We start from the raw sequence: 19,879 nt of genomic DNA, 5'->3' as shown, positions 1-19,879 counted from the left end.
GTACCCCACTTCCGTCACGGATCGGTAGAACACATGGACCAGGCGACCTGGCACACGATCAACCGCCTCGTCGAATGGCTGGACGCGAACAACGCCAACTCCCCTGAGATCACCCGCCTCCTGCGCGTGATCAAGATCCAGGAGGAGGCCGGAGAGGTTGCCGAGGCCATCCACGGGGCCATGGGCTCGAACCCACGGAAGGGGGCGAGCCACACCTGGGAGGACGTCGAGAAGGAGCTGTGCGACGTGATCCTCACGAGCATGGTGTCGCTCGCGACGATCAACCCGGACGCACAGAAGATCTTCGAGCACCACCTCAACCAGGTCGCGGAGCGTTCCTTGACCTGATCGCGGTACCGACGCAAGAAGGGCCCCGCCGGCGCACAAGCAGCCAGGCGGGGCCTCTCGTTGAACGGTTAATCCTCGTCCCCTCCCTCGGTGTCGCACCCGCCGATGTACCGAACCCGTGCATCAGGCCGCAAGCTTCCCCACCGCCCGCTCCAGGCGGTAGTGCACGGCTCGGCTCGTCACGCCCTGAAGGGCGGCGATTTCCTCGTCTGCCGCGTCGATGGCGAACCGCAGGAAGAGTGCCTGAGTAGGTGTTGGGAACCCCGGGATGGCAGGTCAGGGCCAGCGCGGTGCGTGTGGGGCAAGAGTAGCCGTTTCGCCGAGGCGTTTCCGTAGCGGTTCGGGCTGACCGTGCAGTGGAGCATGCCCGCCAGGCACCCGCGCGGCCAGCGAGAACGCGGGCGATCTTCGCGCACATCAGGCACAGGCGCCGGTCGTCCCCCCGCCGGTGCGGCGGTTGCTGACACTGGTGTCCGCCCCTTCACCGGTTCGAAGAGTCGGGGTGCCCGGAGGCGGTCTTGGCGCGCGTCTCACATTCCGGGGTGCTGTGTTGTCGTACCGATGAGACGAAGCATCGTCCAGCGAGCAGAAGGCTCGCTACGTCTCTGCCGGACTCCGGAGTCGGCATGACACGTACGAGGAAGTTCATCGCGGCCCCTCAACGATGGGGCCGAGGCGTCACCGTGGAGGTGGCGCAGACAAGGGAGGGGATTCCGTTGAAGAAGCGACTGTTCCCAGTTTCGGCAATCGCGATCGCAACCCTGGGCGTCCTGAGCAGCCCAGCCTCAGCGAGCGCTACAGCCGACGTCGGCGTCCAGCGGGACTGTAACTTTGTAGCCAGGCAGGACGTGAAAATCCGCTTCGGCCCCAGCACAGATTCCGGCGTCCTCGGCACGCTCAGAAAGGGGCAAAATTGGTGCGTTGACGGCTCAACGACCGGCGGTACGTACACCGCCTGCGGAGGCACAAGCGACGTTTGGGCGTTCCAGCGGGAGGGCCTCGTCAGGTTCTACGTAGCGAGTACTTGCCTGAAGTGGAACGAGTGAACACGACAGGAATCTTGCGGGATTTGCACTAGACAGTGGGGACGGCCGCAGAGACGGCCGTCCCCACTGCGCTCAGGCGCTCTTCTGCTGTTCCGGCTCGGCGCTGCGGGAGCGCGGCACCAGGGTGGGGTTCACGTTCGAGTGGACCGCCTCCTCCGTGATGACCACGCGGGCGACGTCCTTGCGGGACGGCACCTCGGGAACTGTGGATCGGCAAGATCAGCCGCGTGATGCGCGAGAGCCCGGAAGATGAGGTCTCCGAGGAGTATCTGGTGGAGGCGACCGGGCAGACCGCCACCCAGATCGAGCGGGCCGTGAACTGGCAGAACGAACGAGCCCGCCGTTGGCACGAGAGGTTCGGCAAGGGCGAGGGGCCGCTGCCCTGATCAGGCCGCTTGCGCGAGTTGGTCCGTCGTCATCGGCGGCCTCGCTGGGCGCCGCCGGGTGAGGCGGCGGGTCATGAGCGTGATCGCTGCCCACGTGATCAGCGTCTCGGAGTGCTGCACAAGGCGTTCCTACGTCGTATGAGAAGGGAACATGCTCGGCCCGGTGCTTAGCCTCGGTCAGCCAGCGGTGCAGCAGGCCGCGGGGTCGGGTATGACGAGCCCGGACGACGGACGCAGCACGGCGACGCCACTACGCCGAGCCTTCGGCCGAGAAATTGGTGAGTGCGCGGCCAATCAGAGCAGCGCTGTCGCTAGGGGATGCCGCAGCAGCCTCCAATGCATCCAGCCCTCGGGACAGATTTTCCCCAATAGATCCATTAAAGTAGCTTACGTAATAGCTTTCGGCTACCAGGAAGGGATTCATTCCGTCGAGCGAGAGCTCAGTCGTAATTCCTGCCGGTCCGAGAACCCCTGATTCCATTAGGACGATCCGCACTCGGAGTTCTCTGCTCCGTACCGCCGAATATAGGTAACGCAACTGCTCGGCCATTACGGGTCTAGAGGCGACAGTGCGATGCAACACCGATTCGTCCATAATCAGAGTGGCCGCCTGATCGTCGCGGTTCGCTGGAATCTGGTACTTCTCGATTGTGTCTGCGTCCGAATGCTGTGATCTTTGGACGTGTGAGTGGTAGCGGGGGGTGCGCAGCCCGCGGGGGATGACGCAGTTGGTGTAGATGCGGGTCGGTGTCGCCTCCTGTTCGCACACGCGCAGACGTTCAGCCCATCCGGGCCCGAGGTCACTGGTGTGATGCCGTTGCGATTCCGGCGTTTCGATCAGTTTGTGCATGGCGTCGAGGGTCGCGCGGTGACCGACGTTGTAGTGGAGTAGCAGTTTCCGTACGTCTTGCTGGCGGAGGGGTGACCGCCCGGTTTCCATGCGGCTGATCTTGGCCGCTGAGGCGCGGATAAGCCGGGCAGCCATGGTGCCCGAAATACCGAGGCCCTGCCTGAGTGAACGCAAATACAGGCCAGCCACCACGTGTCCCACGGCAGGTGGTTTGTCTGCCATCGAGATCACCGTCCCCGTCACGCCAGTGCCCTCCCGTAGTTGTGCCCCTGGCCGTCAGCCGTCCGGATGACGGTTGCCATCGCGGCGCGCATCGTGGAGGGCGAGTCGTCGTCGGTTGAGTAGTGAGGCCCGGCCAGTCTCCAGCGCACGAAATCCATAAGACCAGCGGCATTGATAACCAGTAGATCCTTCGCCGTGGTGCGTACATGCGGTGGGGTACTTGCGCCCCGCGCGATGTACTTCCAGACCCTGATGCGGATACCGATGCCCCTCATGGGATCCGATCCCCCTTTGGGATTGGAGCGTCGCCCTGGTGGGCCCTCGTCGTCCTGATCGAGCTCGCCGATCGGGTTGGGGTCTTGCGGTGCATGTGGCTTCTTTCATGATCCGCAGGGTGAGTGGAGGTGGCGGAGACGTGGGTCGACGCGCCGGGCAGCCCACAGCACGGTGTTCGGCATCATCGTGAAGGATTCGCCCGAGTTGAAGACGAGCATCTTGCGACCGGCTGCGACGGCCCTAGTGTCGCGGACGATGAAAACCTGGCCTCCGATCATGAGCTGATCCCCGACCCGGACCGTGCGCGTGTCAATCTCGACCGAGACCAGGACACCATTGGTCACCTGCTCACCGCCGCCATGGCGAGCACGAAGACGAGGCCGCAGCCGATCACGAGCTGAGCGATGATCTCCCACCGGCTGGGCACGGCCCGATGCCAGTCGATGCCGACCGTGCTCCGCGCCGGAGGCCGAGCAGCGCGGCCTCTGCGGGTCACAGACAGCTCGGTGGTGCTGCGGACGTTGAGGTGTTCGCCGGAGGCGAACGCGACCTTCACTTCATCGCCGCACCGCTTCACGCGACGAACGGTGTGGGGCTGCCGACCGATCGCGAGCCGGTCGCCTCGGCGCAATGCCACTGCGCAAGCCTCGATTTGCTCGGCCTGACGGGTCCATCGGGTGCTCACTAGCGTTGTCTCCTGAGGGTACGGGACGGGCCTGGCTGACTGGAGGAGTTGGCACTCGTCCCCGGGGTGTTCGGCGACGTGCTCTCCCGGAGGGTGAGCCCTCCGCCATGTGGCCGGAAGTGGCGAGGCTGGGCGATGGCTCCGTTGGAAGGGGGCTCTGTGCTTGCGTTGGTTGGGCGGCTGGCGGCCAACAGCCACGCGCAACTCGGCGACGACGGCGCGCGCCTCCTCGCCGGCGGTGCGCGCTCGTCCGCCGTGCAGTCCCGGGACATGGCGGGCCCTGCCGCGTTGAGCAACCGCCGGTGAGGGAGGCGAGTTCGGCTCTGAGGGCCCGCGGTGGCGAGCTGGGCCACGACGGAGCCCGGGTACCGCAGCGGATCGCCGTAGCTGATAAGCGAAAGCCGAGTGAGGGGGAACCTCTGGCTGATGAGACACGGGCGGCACGCGTGGTGGGCGGTCCCGGGGCCGAGGGCCCCGGCGCCGACCGCGACCGTGGTCAGCGGCTCCTCCGTCTCCCCGCATGCCAGACAGGTATCCACCGGTCATCCCGCGCAGGTGTGCTGGGCGCCGTCGATGACGACCACGCCGCAGGTGCACCGGGTCATACCCTCGGGCGGGTCCAGCACCGGTGGCACCGGCAGTTTGACGTGGTCGGGGGTACCGTCCGGCCAGTTGATCGGCTCAGACACGGCGCACCCCCGGCGCACCCGCGAACTCCAGGCGCAGCGCGTCGTGCAGTACCTCCGGGGCGGTGAGGCAGTTCCCGGACGGCGGGACCACCCACCCCGCGGTCGGCGGACCCGCCCATAGGGCGGTCCAGGACGCCGGGGGGACCGACACGGTGAAGCCGCGCCGGAGGACCTGGGCGGCGGTGTTCCAGCCGGATCCGCTGCCCGGGGGGATGAGCCAGTGCACGCTGTCGGTGTCGCTGTCGCGGATCACCGGCCCGGACCGATCGCCGAGCCTGCGGTGCAGCCGGACCCCGGCGAACGTGGGCAGGTGCACGGCGTCGAACCACCGGCCGCACTCCACACCGCGAACACCTTCGCCCTCGCCGGGAATCCACTCGGCGATCGATGCGCTGGCTGTCATGATCGGCTCCATGTGACCGTCTCAGTGCTGACAGTCACAGAGTGTGCCGACGAATCACTCCCCGGACGTTCCTCGATGAGGAACGTTCAGGGGTGGTCAGGCCATGCCCACCCAGACCGCCAGGGACGTCAGCTCCTCGGACAGCCGACGCTGCCTCCGCACCAGGGTGCCGACTACGTCTCGCGCCGTCGGGTGATACCGCACCTGCTGAGCGGACGCCGCACGGGCGCGTCCAAGCGCCTTCAGCGCTTGCTCATTTCGACCCATCTCCGCAAAGGCTCGCCCGAGATCGATGAAGTGGCGGCTGATTCGGGTGGGGGAGTGCCCGGCTGGGAAGTGGATGTTCCGCGCGCTTTGAACTGCTTCAGGCATCTGCCCCAGGTCCACTTGGGTCTCAACGGTGTACTGGGCTACGTCGGTCTTGCCGAACGAGAGCCAGTAGATGTCTGGGACATCGTGTCCGATCCGTTCGGCGGCCTCGGTGCCGAGCGCCAGGAATTCCGCCGAGCGGGTCTGGTCCTTGGCGCGCGCGGCGATGAAGGCGCCTCGCAGATGGAGCTTCCCGGCGACCGCCAGAGCGGGCACGCTGCTGGGCCTGTCGGCCTGCTGGACGAGCGCCAGACCGCGGGCTACCAGCTTCAGTCCGATCTCCGGCCTGCCGCGCCGGACGTAGGCCAGACTCCGTGAGTAGAGGCGCACAGCTTGGAGGAGGGGGTCTTCCGCCTGGGCTGCAACCCAGCCCATACGGTCGAGTGCGATGGACGCCAGTTCTGGGAAGCCGAGCTTGGCCGCGAACTGGTTCGCGATCCAGTAGGTATTGGCCAGGGCTGCGGCCGTACGGCGGTGGTCGTCGCTCGACTGGGAAACATTGAGCGCCGTTGCCAACTCGCCGAGAAGGCCAGGCAAGCGGGTCCCGACAGCGCTGTAGTCAGTCGCACGGAAGAGGGTCACGAGTTCGGCGGAGGCGCCTTCGAGGACGCCGAGCGGGCGCGGGTGGATGTCCGGGTCCGGGTCGATGTCGTACAGGTCCAGGGCCTCGGTGAGCGGCATGATCAGGGTATCGATCTCATCCTGCCGCATCTCGGAGATGTAGGGCTGGCCGTACAGGACAGCGACATCGAGGTGGAGTGCTCGTGCGGTGGCAGCCACGACAGCTGGGCTGGCCGGGTTGATCCCTGCCTCAACCTTTGCGATCGTACCTCGCGAGAGGAAGGCCCTTTGAGCCAGGCCGTCCTGCGTCAGGTGGCGGATTTTGCGGTAGTCGGCAATTCGGGCACCAGTGTGCTCGTCGGCGGGGTGTGGCATGCTGAACTCCGTTCTTGTTCCGACCTAGACACTCGGAACGGTACTCCCGCCGCAGGGCAGGAGACAGGTGAACGGTCCCGCCTTCACTCTCGACAGGGCGGATTCTAACGGGCCCCGCAACACCCTGGAGTTCAGGGAGTTGCGGGGCCCGTGGTCTTTGAGGAGTTGAAGGCGAGGTTCTTCGAGGCGCGGGACCGGGAGAACGGCAGCTTCTCGGGTGCAGCTCGGCAGTCGGGGTGAATCGCGCCACGGCCTATGGGTGGGCGTGGGAGCGTTCGCCCTCAGGAGGAGAAGCCGGAGGGCGAGCACGAGAGTCGCCCCATTGCTGATGGGTCCCGTGAGCCATGGAAGGGCGAGCGCCTCGAAAGATCCTGGTAACAGGTCGCTATTCGGACTTGCGCAATATCCCCCGTGAGTTGGCGTCCAGGTGGCGCCTAAGTTCGGAAATCTGAGCGGCACGGCATCTTTCAAGCCATTTTCGGAAATTAACCAGTATTCATTGGCTCCATTCTGGTCCGAATTTCCATTTCCGGTTGGTTGTAGGTGCTTCGGGATATCGGGTTCCGCTCTTCGGCGAGGTGGTGATGTCCTGGTTCTGCATCACTCGATGACGGAGGAATCATGGTACGACTCCCCTCGTTCGCTGATCCGATTGCCGCCATTCAGGAAGCTTCCGCTCTTCCGCTCTTCCATAGACGGGGATTGTTCTGTCGCCCCGCCCCTTGGTGTGGTCGAGAAGTTGAGCCGCAGGCGTGTCACGCCGTGCGCGGAGATGTCCGGTGACCCGGCCACCCGGTAGTCAGTGCCAGCTACTCTGCTGTTGGCATGAATTCACGCCCGACGCTCTGTTCCACGCTCGCGTCTCCCTTGCTCGAGTCGTCAGCGAGAACGACCTGTCGCCCGATGTGGCGATGGACGTAGTCATGGCCGCGTCAGAGCTCATGGCTAATGCTGCTGAGCACGCATGTGGCCCCTACGAGCTTCGCGTACGACGCGGGACTGGAAAGCTGGTCTTCGAAATCGTCGACCACGACTCGAAGATGCCGAATCTGACCCAATTCGAGGAAAAGGTCGCGCGCGCCCGTGAGTTCGACCCGGCGAGGCTCGGTCCCGAATTGTCAGAGCGCGGTCGTGGCCTGAACATCGTGCACACAGTGTCGCAAGGTGCCTGGGGAGTTCGAGTCGAGGAAACGGAGAAGACGGTGTGGTTTGCTGTCTCGCTGCTCTGATGAGGGTATGAAGATATCCTCGACAGCCCTAGGCGGTGATGGCGTCCCCCCAACGAAGCGGTGCAGGTAGGGTTCGCCTCAACGGTCCTTGGCCTTCGACAATGACGCCGCCAGGATCGCCCACCTCCGGATTCCCCTCGCGGCCGTGCGGCATCTCTCCCGTGTGCAATGGGTCCTGCGGAGCGGAGTCGCGCATCTGTTGGATGTCTACTCTGTCCGGGGTAATCGGCACTCACGAGTGGTCGCTTCTGGTGCATGATTGGACACCGTAAGCGATGGCGAGGGTGATAGTGGGGGGCTGCGTCGTGCGTGGGAGGTTTCATTCGGTGGTGGCCGCTTTGGCCCTGGCCCTGGTCATGGGGTGCAGTGACGGTTCTGACATCAGCGAGAGTTCGGCGGACGACATCGGCATGCCTGAGTCCGCGAGTCCGCCTCCGTCTGGCGAGGATGGCGCGGTAGCTGCGTACTTGGCCATGTGGGAGGACGCTGCGGCCGCTTCGTGGACTTCGGACGTGGACCATCCGCGTCTCGATGATCACGCCACTGACGACGCCCTTGCGTTGCTGAAATTTGTGACTGAGGGACACGCGGCGGACGGTCATGTCGCCAAGGGTGCTCCGAAGCACGATGTTGAGATCGTTGAGTCGTCTGCCGAGCATCGTGAGCTCCGCGACTGTATGGATAGCAGCGACTGGTTGATGTACGACAGCTCCGGTCAACTCGTTGATGATGTGCCCGGCTCGCACCGTTGGGTCGATGCCATGGTGCAGCTCCGCTCGGACGGGTGGCTGGTGGCTGATCTCGTCTTGCATGAGAGAGCGACGTGCTGAGACCGCGAGACGGACGGGTCTCCGTCGCCGTGGTAGCCGCTCTCGTTTGGGGTGGGACGGGGCTGACAGACCAGGCGGTGGCTGACGAATGGGGGCCCGGAGTCCGCTGTTCGGAAGGCAGGTGCGAGGTCGTTGCTTCGACGCGGGGGCGGCCTGGGGCAAAGGGCCAGGGGGTCGGTGAGCGTACTCCGGGCGGATTGGCCTCGGAGGCGGTGCCTCGGGGGCGTTCGGCGGTGTCCAGGTTGGCCGCGGGTGCCGGAGACTCGGGCAGGGGGGAGCGGGTGTATGAGACGGGCGGTTGTCGTGTGACCGTTCCCGAGGGGGGCTTTACCGAGATCGATTGCGGTGATGGCGACGAAGGGGTTGCCGGTGGATGTGGTGTCGGGGCGGTTGGGTGAGTGGGTTGGGGTGTCGGTGGCGGCGGTGAATGGGCCGGAGTCGACGGTGGTGTCGGGGGATGCGGGTGTGGTGGGTGAGCTGGTGGGTGTGTTGGAGGTGGAGGGGGTGCGGGTGCGGCGTGTGGCGGTGGATTATGCGTCGCATTCGGCTCAGGTGGAGGGGGTGCGTGAGGAGTTGCTGGAGGCGTTGTCGGGGGTGCGGCCGGGTGTGTGCCGGGTGCCGTTGTTGTCGACGGTGACGGGGGAGCCGGTGGCGGGTCCTGAGTTGGATGGGGGGTATTGGTATACGAATCTGCGGTCGACGGTGGAGTTCGCGGGCGCGGCTCGTTCCCTGATCGACCAGGGTCATGGCCTGTTCATCGAGACCAGCCCCCACCCCGTACTCGCCATGGCCCTCCAGGAGAACGCCGGCGCCGAGCTGGCCGCGGTCGGCACCCTGCGCCGTGACGACGGCGGGGCCGACCGGTTCCTCACCTCCCTCGCCACCGTGTACACCCACGGCGGGACCATCGACTGGTCCGCCGTCCACCCCGGCGCACGCCAGGTGGACCTGCCGACCTACGCCTTCCAGCGCCGGCGCTACTGGATGACCGCCCCGGCCGCAGGGAAGGAGACGCGCGACCACCCGCTCGCCGAGACGGTGGTCCCGCTGGCCGACGGCGAGGGCGCGATGCTGGTCGCCACCCTGTCGAAGGCCGCCGCCCCCTGGCTCGCCGACCACGCCGTCACCGGCACCGCGCTGCTCCCCGGCGCCGCGTTCGTCGAACTCGCCCTCCGCGCCGGGGCGGCCGTGGGCCGCGGGCGGCTGGAGGAGATGACCCTCCAGGCCCCGCTGCGCATACCGGAACGGGGTTCCGTGCGGCTCCAGATCGCGGTGGGCGGCCCCCAGGACCCGGACGCGCCCGACGGGCGTCACACCTTCACCGCGCACTCCCGGCCCTCGGCCGCCGAGGACGAGCCGTGGACGTGTCACGCCACCGGCGTGCTGACGTCCGCCCAGGCGCCCGAGTCCGCCGTCACGCAGGGCAGTTGGCCGCCGGCCGGAGCCCAGCCGATCGACACCGCCGAGCTGTATCCCCGGCTCGCGGCCCGCGGGTACGAGTACGGGCCGGCCTTCCGGGGGCTGAACGCCGCGTGGCGGCTCGGCGACGAGGTCTTCGCCGAGGTCGCGCTCCCCATGGAGCACGAGGCCGGGGCCGGGGACTACGGGCTGCACCCGGCGCTCCTCGACGCCTGCCTGCACGGCACGCTGCTCGGCTCCCCGGACGGCGACTCCGCCGGGCTGGCGCTGCCGTTCACCTTCTCCGGCGTCGAGGTCCACGCCGAGGGGGCCGCCGCCGGCCGGGTGCACATCGCGCCCAGCGGGCCGGACTCCTTCGCCGTCCGGCTGACCGACACCTCCGGCCGGACGACGGCCGCGATCGAGTCGCTCACCCTGCGGGAGGCCCCCTCGCAGGGGGTGGCCCGCAGCCACGTGGACGGGCTCTACCGGGTCGACTGGGGCACGGCCGCGGCCCCGGCGCCCGAGTCCGCCGTCGGCACCTGGCGGGTCCTGGGCACCGAGGCGATCGACCTGGCCGGGGTGCCCTCGCCGCCGCCGGCCACCGTCGTGGCGCCCGTCTTCGGCGGTCGCGGCGTGTCCCTGGCCGTCAACGACGCCCTCGCGCTGGTGCGCGAGTGGCTCGCCGACGAGCGTTTCTCCGCCTCCCGGCTGGTCTTCGCCCTCACCGGGGACGACCCCGCCCAGGCGGCCGTCGCCGGCCTGGTGCGCACCGCGCAGAACGAGCACCCGGGCCGGTTCACGCTGGTCCACGCGGTGGACGACCCGACGTTCGCGTCCAGTGCCGCCGCCGCGGCGACCGACGAGCCCGAGATCCGGGTGCACGGCGAGCGGATGACCGTCCCGCGGCTGGCCCGCGCCACCCGACGGGTCCTCACCCCGCCCGAGGGCCCCTGGCACCTCGGCGTCACCGGTCCCGGCACCGGGGTGGACGGCATCGCCGCGCTGCCCTCCGCGCGGGCCGGAGCCCCGCTGCCGGACGGACATGTGCGCGTCGCCGTCGGAGCCGCCGGGCTGAACTTCCGCGACGTGGTGGTCGCCCTGGAGATGGTGCCGGGGCTCGAAGGCGTGGGCCTCGAAGGCTCGGGCACCGTCACCGAGGTGGGGCGGGGCGTCACGGGCCTGCGTGCAGGCGATCGCGTGATGGGCCTGCTGCCGGAGGCCATGGGGCCGGTCGCCGTCGCCGACGCCCGCACCCTGACGCTCCTGCCGGACGGCTGGACCTTCGAGCAGGGGGCGTCCGTCCCGGTCGCGTTCCTCACCGCGTGGATGGGACTGGTGGACACCGCCAGGCTCTCCCGGGGCGACCGGGTCCTGATCCACGCCGCGACCGGTGGACTGGGCCTCGCCGCGCTCCAGGTGGCCAAGCACGTCGGCGCCGAGATCTTCGCCACCGCCAGCCCGGCCAAGCAGCACCTGCTGCGGGCGCTCGGGCTGGACGAGGACCACATCGCCTCCAGCCGCGACCTCGGCTTCCGCGAGCGGTTCCTGGCCACGACCGGCGGCGCGGGCGTGGACCTGGTGATGAACACCCTCGGCGGCGAGTTCACCGACGCCTCCCTCGACCTGCTGCCCCGCGGCGGCCGGTTCGTCGAGATGGGCAAGACCGACGTCAGGGACGCGGACACCGTCGCCACCGGGCACCCGGGCGTGCGCTACCAGTACTTCGACCTGATGTCCGAGGCTCCCGACCGCGTGCGCACGGCGTTGCGCCGGCTCGACGGCCACTTCGCCGACGGCAGCTTCCGGCCCCCGCTGATCAGCAGCTGGCCCATCGAGTCGGCTCCCGAGGCGTTCGCCGCCCTCCAGGGCGCCCGCCACCTCGGGAAGCTGGTCCTGACCACCCGCCGCCCCTGGCACCCGGACCGCACCGTGCTCATCACCGGCGGAACGGGCACCCTGGGCGGTCTCCTGGCCCGCCACCTGGTCGTCGAACACGGCGTTCGCCACCTGCTGCTGACCAGCCGTCGGGGGCCCGACGCCGAGGGCGCCGCCGGACTCGCGGCCGAGCTGGCCGAGCTCGGGGCCCGGGCCGACGTCGTCGCCTGCGACGCCGCCGACCGCGAGTCCCTGGTCTCGCTGCTCAAGGGCGTCCAGCAGGACCGGCCGCTCGGCGCCGTGATCCACGCGGCCGGGCTGCTGGACGACGCCACCGTCGAGGCCATGCGCCCGGAGCAGGTCGAACGCGTGCTGCGGGCCAAGACGCAGGCCGCCGCCCTGCTGGACGAGCTGACCGCCGACCTGGATCTCGACGCGTTCGTCCTCTACTCCTCCGTGGCCGGCGTCCTCGGCACCACGGGACAGGCCAACTACGCCGCGGCCAACGCGGCTCTCGACGCCCTCGCCCGCGGGCGCCGGGCCCGCGGGCTGCCGGCCATCTCACTGGCCTGGGGCCTGTGGAAGAACGCCAGCGGCATGACGGGACACCTGGACACCCAGGACGTGGGGCGCCTGTCCAGCACCGGCATCGCGCCGCTGGAGGCGGCGGAGGGGCTGGCGCTGTTCGACGAGGCGATCGCGGAGGGCGGCCCGCACCTGGTGACGGCCCGGCTCGACGTGGAAGGGCTGCGTGACCAGGCGGCGGCAGGTCAGCTTCCCGCCGTGCTGCGCGGACTGGTCGGCCCCGTCCGGCGGCGCGTGGAACCCGGGGCGGGCCACGGCGGCGGCCGGGGCGAGGACACCCTGGCCACGCGGCTCGCCGGCGCCGACCCCGAGGAGCGGCGGCGGGCTCTGCTCGATCTGGTGCGCTCCCACGCGGCGGCCGTGCTGCGGCACGGCACCGCGGAGGACATCGATCCCGGTCAGCCCTTCCGCGAGGCCGGATTCGACTCGCTCACCGCCGTGGAACTGCGCAACCGCGTCAACGTGTCGACCGGTCTGCGGCTCCCCAGCACGGTCGTCTTCCGCCACCCCACCCCGGCCCAGCTCGTCGAGCGGCTGGACTCCGACCTCTTCCCCGACCGGGCGGCGGCCTCGGCCACGGCCGTGCTGAACGACCTCGACCGGCTGCGCGCCACGCTGGCCGGCTGGGGTGGGGACGCGGCGGACCGCGGCCCCGTCGCCGAACGGCTCCGGGCCCTGCTCGGTGACCTCGAAGGCCCCGCCGCGGAGGCCGGCGCCGCCGACCCGGGCGAGGAGCTCGCCACCGCGACGGACGACGAGATGTTCGCGCTCATCGACAAGGAGCTGGGAATCGAGTGAGCACCCCCGCACCGCCCGACGCCCCCGCGGAACCCCCGGGGGCGTAACCCCGGGGTTACGACGGCGTTTCGCCTCCGCACACCCCGCCCCGCCTGCGCTTTTCCGTGCCGACGTCCGCATGTCTGGGGTGCGTGCCAGGGGTGCCTCCGGGGTGTCGCGCGTCCGCCCGTGCCCAGAATCGACAACGAGGCACCGGGCACCCCGGGACACCCCCCGGGCGATCCGCGCGTCGACTCGGCGCGGTGAGGCCCCGGGGGCGGCGAGCCGACCCGGAGGTGACGACGTCTGCCCGACGGGCACGGCGAGCGGCACCCCCGACGAGGGGCGGTCACCCGCCGCGGCAGCCATCGAACGCACGGAACCGGGGGAGTCGTTTTGCGTACTCATGACATTTTTCTGTTCGAACGCGATCGGGAACTGGCGGCGATCGACGTCGCGATCGAGGACTGCCAGAGCGAACAGGGCCACCTTCTGGTCATCGAGGGCGCTCCCGGCCTGGGCAAGAGCTCGCTGCTCGCCGCCCTGCGCCACCGGGCGTCGGGCAAGGGGTTCACCGTTCTCCAGGCCCGCGGCGTCGAGCTCGAAAGCGACTTCCCCTACGGCGTCGTGCGCCAGCTCTTCGAGAACCGGCTCGCCTCTCTCTCACCCCAGGCACGCGACCGGGTCCTGAGCGGGCCCGCCGAGCTCGCCGCCCCCCTCTTCGACTACGGCGCCCGGGGCGCGCTGCGTGGCGGCGAGGGCGCCGGGCAGTACTCCTGCCTCTACGGCCTCTACTGGATGTGCGTCCACCTGGCCGGGATGGCGCCGCTGGCCCTGCTGATCGACGACGTGGAATTCGTCGACGGCCCCTCGCTCCGCTTCCTGCACTACCTCGCCGCCCGCCTGGAGGACCGCCCGATCCTGCTGGCGATCGGCACGGATCCGGTCGAGAGCGATCACCGCGGCGAGATCATCCGCGCCATCACAGCCAACCCCGTGGCGCAGGTGCTCCAGCCGCGCCCTCTCAGCGCCGGGGGCGTGCACGACCACCTGGCCGCGGTGCTCGACCCCGCGGCGGCCACCCGCTACGCGGCCGTCTGCCACGCGGCGACCGGGGGCGTCCCCTTCCTGCTGAGCGAGCTGGTCGGTGAGGTGGCGGCGGCCGAGCTCGAACAGCGGCACCTCACCCCGGCCCAGGTGGCGGAGCTGACCCCGCCCAAGGTCGTGCACCTGGTGCTGCGCCGGCTCGAACGGCTTCCCGCGACCGCCGTGGCGCTCGTCGAGGCCATGGCGGTGCTCGGGCCCGAGGCCGACCTCAAGCACGCCGCCGAGACCGCCGGGCTCGACCAGCGCGCCGTTCCCGGCGCCCAGGGCGCGCTGGCCGACGCCGGGCTGCTGCGTCCCGACGTTCCGCCCCGTTTCGTCCACTCGATCGTCCGGGCCGCCATCTACCACAACCTCGGCGTCAGCGCCCGGAACCTCGCGCACGCCCGCGCCGCCCAAGTGCTGGCGGAAGCCGACGCGCCCGTGGAGGACATCGCGGGGCACCTCCTGCGCGCCTCCGCCGCCGGCGACCCCGGGACCGTCGCCGTGCTGCGCGAGGCGGCCGGCAAGGCCGTCGCCGAGCGGCGGGACGCGCTCGCGGTCACCTACCTCACGCGCGCCCTGCGGGAACCCCCGACGCGTGAGGTCCTGCCGGGCCTGCTGGTCGACCTCGGCACGGCCGAGCTGCGGTGCCGGCTCCCGGAGGGGCTCGACCACCTGGCCCAGGCCGTCGACCTCGTCGAGGACCCCGTGGTGCGCGGCCGGGTCGGCCTCGACCTCGTCGCGGCGCTCACCGCCGCGGCCCGCAACGAGGAGGCCGCCGCCCTGCTGGAGACGCTGCGGGCGGAGACCGCTCACGCGGGGGACGCGGACCACGCCGCGCTCCTGGACGCCGCGTTGCTGTCCACCGCGCGCCAGACCCCGGGCCTGGGCGCCGCCGCCCGCGCCCAGCTGCGCCGCATCGAGGCGGCCGAGCCGGTCCACCGCGGCCTCGGCCACCTCCTCGCCGTCGAACGCGCCGCCGAGGCCCTGCGCCGTGGCGAGTCGGCCCGAACCGTGATGGCGCTGGCCGACGACATGCTGAAGGAGACCTTCGCCGAGGGCGTCACCCTGCCCATCCACGACGCCACCGTCTACCCGTGGCGCCTGGCCACCTTCGTTCTGACGCAGTGCGACCGCATGAGCGAGGCGGACCGGCTCCTCACGCTCCTGGTGGAGGGGGCGGCGGAGCGGGGCGCCGCGCTGGCCGCCGACGCGGGGCACGGCCTGCGCGCCTGGGTCCGGGTCGCGTCCGGCCGGCTGACCGAGGCGGAGGCCGACGCGCGGCTCGTCCTGGACCGGGCGACCCCGGGGCGCGCGACCGGCGAGACCGCCTACGCCGTCGCCGCCCTCGCGGAGGTGCTGACGGCCCGCCAGGAGCTCGCCGAGGCGCGCCTCCTGCTCGACCAGTACGACCAGGAGGGGACCGACGGCACCCTGGCCACGCTGCCCCACGTCCCCCTCACCCTCGCCCAGGGGCGGCTGTACGCCGCGCAGAGCAGGACCGACGACGCCGTCGCCGTGCTGGAGAGCGGGCGGCGGCTCCTGGAGGGCCGCCTGCTGCGCCATCCGACGCTGGCCCTCGCCATCGAGTCCGCGCTCATCCGGGCCAGGGCCGGGCACACCGACGAGGTCCGCGCACTGGCCGACGCGCGCCTTCAGAAGGCGCGCGCCTTCGGCGCCCCCCGGATGATCGCCGGCGCCCTCCGGGTCTGCGGCCTGGTCTCCTCGGGGTCGCGGGCCGTCGCCCTCCTCCGCGAGTCGGTGGACGTTCTCGTCGGCACCGAGGCCCGGCTGGACCGCGCCGCGGCCTCCGTCGACCTGGGCGCCGCCCTGCGCCTGGAGGGGCGCCTGGAGCAGGCGAGGGCCGAGCTGACCAGGGGCATGGAACGGGCCGAGAACTGCGGGGCCTGGGCGCTGGCGAAGTCGGCCAGGGCCGAGCTCGCGGCCATGGGCGTGCGGGTGAGGATCACCAAGGCCACGGGCGTGGACGGCCTCACCGCCCAGGAGCGCCGCGTCGCCGTGCTGGCGGCCAAGGGCCAGAGCAACCGGGACATAGCGCGCTCGCTGTTCGTGACCATCAAGACGGTCGAGTGGCATCTGAACCGGGCCTACCGGAAGCTCGGCATCACCTCGCGCGGGGAGCTGGCGGGAGCCCTGGCCGGTGAGTACGCCGTTCGCTGACCACCCGGGGCCCCGGGGCCGCTCCCCGGGGGCCCCGGGACCGACCCCGGGGCGCCCGGGGCGCCGGGGGTCCGCGGGCGGCTGTCAACCACGCCTGACCGGCGAAAAGTCCGGGACCGGGGCAGACCTAGGGTCCCGCCTGGGGTCAGTCCCCAGAGCACGGGCGGCCCCCTGGTCGCAGAATCGGAGTGCAGGAAGCGCGGGGGAGCGCGAGGAGACCGCAGACATCCACCCGGGCGCTGACCGCTGGGCACGTCGCCGTGACCCCCATTCAACTTCCTTGTGAAAAGTGGATTTCCGATGTCTGCCAACGAAGAGAAGCTTCGTGACTACCTCAAGCGCGTCACGGCCGACCTGCGCCAGACCCGCCAGCGCCTGAACGAGGCGGAGGCCAGGGCACAGGAGCCGGTCGCGGTGGTGGCCATGGCCTGCCGCTACCCGGGCGGGGTGTCCTCGCCCGAGGAACTGTGGCGGCTGGTCGCCGACGGCGAGGAAGGCATCGCGGAGATCCCCGGGGACCGCGGCTGGGATCTGGAGGCGCTCTACGACCCCGACCCCCTGACCCCCGGGACGAGCTACGTGCGGGCCGGCGGGTTCCTCGCCGGGGCGGCCGAGTTCGACGCCGAGCTGTTCGGGATCGCGCCGCGCGAGGCGCTGGCGATGGACCCGCAGCAGCGGGTGCTGCTGGAGACCTCCTGGGAAGTCCTGGAACGCGCCGGGCTGCCCCCCACCTCACTGCGCGGCGACGACATTGGCGTCTTCGTCGGCGCGGCGCCCCAGGAGTACGCGCCCAGGTTCGGGGACTCGACGGCCGAGGACCTGGAGGGCTACCTCGCCGTCGGCAACACCACCAGCGTGATGTCCGGCCGCATCGCCTACACCTTCGGCCTGCGCGGCCCCGCCGTGACCGTGGACACCGCCTGCTCCTCCTCCCTCGTCGCGCTGCACCTCGCCGCCCGCGCCCTCCGCGACCGCGAGTGCTCCCTCGCCCTGGCCGGCGGCGTCACCATCATGTCCGCGCCCAACTGGATCGTGGACCTGAGCCGCCAGCAGGGCCTCGCCGCCGACGGCCGGTGCAAGGCGTTCGCCGAAGGCGCGGACGGCTTCGGCCCCGCCGAGGGCGTCGGCATGATCCTGCTGGAGCGCCTCTCCGACGCCCGCCGCAACGGCCACGAGGTCCTGGCCGTCATTCGCGGCTCGGCGATCAACCAGGACGGCGCGAGCAACGGCCTCACCGCCCCGAACGACGAGGCCCAGGAGCAGGTCATCCGCCGCGCCCTCGCCGACGCCCGGCTGACCGGCCAGGACGTGGACGTCGTCGAGGCGCACGGCACCGGCACCCGGCTGGGCGACCCGATCGAGGCCCAGGCGCTGATCGCCACCTACGGCCGGGACCGCCCGGCCGGGCGCCCGCTGTGGCTCGGGACGGTGAAGTCGAACATCGGCCACGCCCAGGCCGCCGCCGGTGTGGCCGGGGTCATCAAGATGGTGATGGCGCTGCGCCACGGCATCCTGCCGAGGACCCTGCACGTCGACCGGCCCAGCCCGCACGTCGACTGGTCCACGAGCGACGTCACCCTGCTCACCGAGGCCCGGCCCTGGCCGCGCGGCGACGCGGCCCGGCGCGCCGGAGTCTCCTCGTTCGGCATCAGCGGCACCAACGCCCACCTGATCCTGGAGGAGCCGCCGCTGCCCGAGGACGCCCCGGCGGAGGGGGAGGCGGAGACCGCGGCCCCCGGGACGCCCGCCGTTCCCTGGGTGCTGTCCGGCGGCCGGTCCGAGGCGCTCCGCGACCAGGCCGAACGCCTGCGCGCGTTCGCGGAGGGGCCGGGCGACGCGGCCGGACCCCTGGACATCGGCTGGTCGCTGGCCGCGACCAGGGCACCTCTCGCCCACCGCGCGGTCGTGGTCGGCGGCTCCAGGAAGAGCCTGCTGGCCGGGCTGGACTCCCTCGGCGCCGGAGCCGAGGCCCCCGGCGTGATCAGCGGCGCGGCCCGCGAGGGCGGCAGGGTGGGCCTGCTCTTCGCGGGCCAGGGCGCTCAGCGCCTCGGCATGGGACGTGCACTCCGCGCCGCCTTCCCGGTGTTCGCGCAGGCGTGGGACGAGGTGACCGCGGTTCTGGATCCGTTGTTGCCCGGCCCGCTCAGCGAGGTGGTCCTCGGCGAGGACGAGGAGAGGCTGCACCGGACGGAGTGGGCGCAGCCCGCCCTGTTCGCCTTCGAGGTCGCCCTGTACCGGCTGGTCACCTCCTGGGGCGTGCGCCCCGACATGGTCGCGGGCCACTCGGTCGGGGAGATCGCCCTCGCGCACGTGGCGGGGATCCTCTCGCTGCGTGACGCGTGCCTGCTGGTGGTGGCGCGGGGCCGGTTGATGCAAGGGCTGCCGGAGGGCGGCGCGATGGTGGCCGTCGCCGCCCCGGAGGCGGACGTCGCCACGCTGTGCGCGGGCCGTTCCGATCTGGTCGGGATCGCGGCGGTGAACGGGCCGGAGTCGACGGTGGTGTCGGGCGCGGAGGAGGCGGTGGCGGAGATCGCCGCTCACTTCTCCGCCCAGGGGATCCGGACGCGGCGGCTGCGGGTGAGCCACGCGTTCCACTCGCCGTTGATGGACCCGATGCTCGCGGAGTTCCGCTCCGTGGTGGAGGGGCTGACGTTCCACAAGCCCGCCCTGTCCGTCGTCTCCACGCTCACCGGCCGGCGGGCCACCGCCACGGACCTGGCGTCGGCGGACTACTGGGTCCGGCATGTGCGCGAGGGGGTGCGGTTCGCCGACGCGGTCCGGGTCTTCGAGGCCGAGGGCGTACGCCACGCGCTGGAGATCGGCCCCGACGGCACGCTCGCCGGCCTCGCCGCCGAATCCCTCGACGCCCCCGAGGACATGGTGGTCGGCGTCCTGCGGAGCAAGGACCGCCCCGAGCCGGAGACCGCCGTCGAGGGCGTGGCCCGGATCTGGGTGGCCGGAGCCGACGTCGACTGGCGCGCCGTCTGTGCCGGCGGATCCCGGGTCGACCTCCCCACCTACGCGTTCCAGCACCGGCGTTACTGGGTGCGCCCCCGGGCCGCGGGCACCGACGCCGCCGCGCTCGGCGCGGCCGGACCCGGCCACCCGCTGCTCGGCGCCACGGTCACCCTGGCCGACGGCAGGGGCGTGGTGCTCACCGGCCGCCTCGCGGCGTCGACCCAGCCATGGGTGGCCGACCACCTCGTGGGCGAGGCCGTCGTGCTGCCGGGGACCGCGTTCGCCGACCTGGCCATCCGCGCCGCCGACGAGGTCGGCTGCGACACGGTCGAGGAACTCACCTTCCGGACCCCGCTGATCCTGCCGGAACGCGGCGGCAGGCAGCTTCAGGTCATCGTCGGAGAGCCGGACGAGACCGGCCGCCGGCCCATCGGGGTGCACTCCCGCCCCGACGGCCAGGACGACGCGCCCTGGGTGGAGAACGTCTCCGGCGTCCTCGCCCCGTCCACCGGCACCCGGCCGGGCGCCGACCTGACGCAGTGGCCCCCGCCCGGCGCCGACCCCGTCGACCTCACCCACTGCTACGCCGAACTCGCCGAGATCGGCCTCGCCTACGGCCCGTCCTTCCTCGGCCTGCGCGCCCTGTGGCGGCGCGGTGACGAGGTCTTCGCCGAGGTGGCCCTCCCCGACGGCACCGACCCCGGCGGATTCGGCCTCCACCCCGCGCTGCTCGACGCGGCGCTGCAC

At 71.1% G+C, this 19,879-nt stretch carries 15 protein-coding genes; 9 read left to right on the top strand and 6 right to left on the bottom strand.

Going from position 1 to position 19,879, the window contains the following annotated elements; all coding sequences use genetic code 11:
* Positions 1-33: 33 nt before the first annotated feature.
* Both ADY01_RS10760 and ADY01_RS39040 read left to right on the top strand, forming a co-directional pair.
* The gene (locus ADY01_RS10760) at positions 34-348 is read left to right on the top strand and encodes a MazG-like family protein (protein WP_049569745.1); all 315 of its coding nucleotides are present in this window, start codon (positions 34-36) and stop codon (positions 346-348) included.
* A gap of 626 nt (positions 349-974) precedes the next feature.
* Complete coding sequence (locus tag ADY01_RS39040; protein ID WP_234320171.1) at positions 975-1,394, top strand: hypothetical protein; 420 nt, start codon at positions 975-977, stop codon at positions 1,392-1,394.
* A 72-nt stretch (positions 1,395-1,466) separates the two neighbouring features.
* On the opposite strand, the gene ADY01_RS41265 is transcribed toward ADY01_RS39040, so the two are convergent.
* Entirely contained in the window at positions 1,467-1,589 is a 123-nt protein-coding gene (locus ADY01_RS41265) for a hypothetical protein (RefSeq protein WP_267888425.1), read from the bottom strand.
* 32 nt (positions 1,590-1,621) lie between these two features.
* Between ADY01_RS41265 and ADY01_RS39035 the strand changes: the two genes are divergently transcribed.
* The gene (locus ADY01_RS39035; RefSeq protein WP_159001121.1) at positions 1,622-1,780 is read left to right on the top strand and encodes a hypothetical protein; all 159 of its coding nucleotides are present in this window, start codon (positions 1,622-1,624) and stop codon (positions 1,778-1,780) included.
* Positions 1,781-2,030: 250 nt separating this feature from the next.
* On the opposite strand, the gene ADY01_RS36865 is transcribed toward ADY01_RS39035, so the two are convergent.
* Positions 2,031-2,873 carry a Scr1 family TA system antitoxin-like transcriptional regulator gene (locus tag ADY01_RS36865; RefSeq protein WP_078900181.1) on the bottom strand — a complete coding sequence of 281 codons (843 nt, stop codon included), beginning with the start codon at positions 2,871-2,873 and terminating at the stop codon, positions 2,031-2,033.
* A 595-nt stretch (positions 2,874-3,468) separates the two neighbouring features.
* A complete protein-coding gene (locus tag ADY01_RS39030) occupies positions 3,469-3,813 on the bottom strand; it encodes a hypothetical protein (protein WP_159001119.1) in 345 nt (114 codons plus the stop codon).
* Between the two features lie 159 nt (positions 3,814-3,972).
* Between ADY01_RS39030 and ADY01_RS39025 the strand changes: the two genes are divergently transcribed.
* Positions 3,973-4,119 (top strand): hypothetical protein, encoded by a 147-nt coding sequence (locus ADY01_RS39025; RefSeq protein ID WP_159001117.1) that lies wholly within the window; start codon positions 3,973-3,975, stop codon positions 4,117-4,119.
* Between the two features lie 236 nt (positions 4,120-4,355).
* Here the strand turns inward: ADY01_RS39025 and ADY01_RS39020 are convergent, their stop codons facing one another.
* From ADY01_RS39020 to ADY01_RS10740, 3 genes are all read right to left on the bottom strand, one after another.
* Positions 4,356-4,502, bottom strand: coding sequence for a hypothetical protein (locus ADY01_RS39020; RefSeq protein WP_159001115.1), 147 nt, complete (start codon positions 4,500-4,502; stop codon positions 4,356-4,358).
* Positions 4,495-4,905, bottom strand: a complete 411-nt coding sequence (locus ADY01_RS10745) for a hypothetical protein (protein WP_159001113.1) — start codon at positions 4,903-4,905, stop codon at positions 4,495-4,497. Before ADY01_RS10745 ends, ADY01_RS39020 begins: the two co-directional genes overlap by 8 nt.
* A gap of 96 nt (positions 4,906-5,001) precedes the next feature.
* On the bottom strand, positions 5,002-6,210 hold the full coding sequence (locus tag ADY01_RS10740) for a helix-turn-helix domain-containing protein (RefSeq protein ID WP_049569733.1): 1,209 nt from the start codon (positions 6,208-6,210) through the stop codon (positions 5,002-5,004).
* Between the two features lie 752 nt (positions 6,211-6,962).
* Here ADY01_RS10740 and ADY01_RS10735 point away from each other — a divergent pair.
* From ADY01_RS10735 to ADY01_RS10715, 5 genes are all read left to right on the top strand, one after another.
* Positions 6,963-7,439 (top strand): ATP-binding protein, encoded by a 477-nt coding sequence (locus ADY01_RS10735; protein WP_324612907.1) that lies wholly within the window; start codon positions 6,963-6,965, stop codon positions 7,437-7,439.
* 329 nt (positions 7,440-7,768) lie between these two features.
* On the top strand, positions 7,769-8,269 hold the full coding sequence (locus ADY01_RS36860; RefSeq protein WP_159001111.1) for a hypothetical protein: 501 nt from the start codon (positions 7,769-7,771) through the stop codon (positions 8,267-8,269).
* A 348-nt stretch (positions 8,270-8,617) separates the two neighbouring features.
* Complete coding sequence (locus tag ADY01_RS10725; protein WP_049569725.1) at positions 8,618-12,928, top strand: SDR family NAD(P)-dependent oxidoreductase; 4,311 nt, start codon at positions 8,618-8,620, stop codon at positions 12,926-12,928.
* Positions 12,929-13,303: 375 nt separating this feature from the next.
* On the top strand, positions 13,304-16,174 hold the full coding sequence (locus ADY01_RS10720) for a helix-turn-helix transcriptional regulator (RefSeq protein WP_234320169.1): 2,871 nt from the start codon (positions 13,304-13,306) through the stop codon (positions 16,172-16,174).
* 300 nt (positions 16,175-16,474) lie between these two features.
* Positions 16,475-19,879, top strand: a 3,405-nt coding sequence (locus ADY01_RS10715) for a type I polyketide synthase (RefSeq protein WP_049569721.1), incomplete at its 3' end; no start/stop codon positions are given.

Source organism: Streptomyces sp. SBT349 (assembly GCF_001083795.1).
Classification (GTDB): domain Bacteria; phylum Actinomycetota; class Actinomycetes; order Streptomycetales; family Streptomycetaceae; genus Streptomyces.
The sequence above is the reverse complement of the archived record's forward strand: the minus strand, read 5'-3'. Positions and strand labels throughout refer to the sequence as shown.

Bases quoted from the DNA above. Each gene is read 5' to 3' on its own strand.
- ADY01_RS10760 (WP_049569745.1), top strand. From the start codon at position 34: ATGGACCAGGCGACCTGGCACACGATCAACCGCCTCGTCGAATGGCTG.
- ADY01_RS39040 (WP_234320171.1), top strand. From the start codon at position 975: ATGACACGTACGAGGAAGTTCATCGCGGCCCCTCAACGATGGGGCCGA.
- ADY01_RS10745 (WP_159001113.1), bottom strand. From the start codon at position 4,905: ATGACAGCCAGCGCATCGATCGCCGAGTGGATTCCCGGCGAGGGCGAA.
- ADY01_RS10740 (WP_049569733.1), bottom strand. From the start codon at position 6,210: ATGCCACACCCCGCCGACGAGCACACTGGTGCCCGAATTGCCGACTAC.
- ADY01_RS10725 (WP_049569725.1), top strand. From the start codon at position 8,618: ATGGCGACGAAGGGGTTGCCGGTGGATGTGGTGTCGGGGCGGTTGGGT.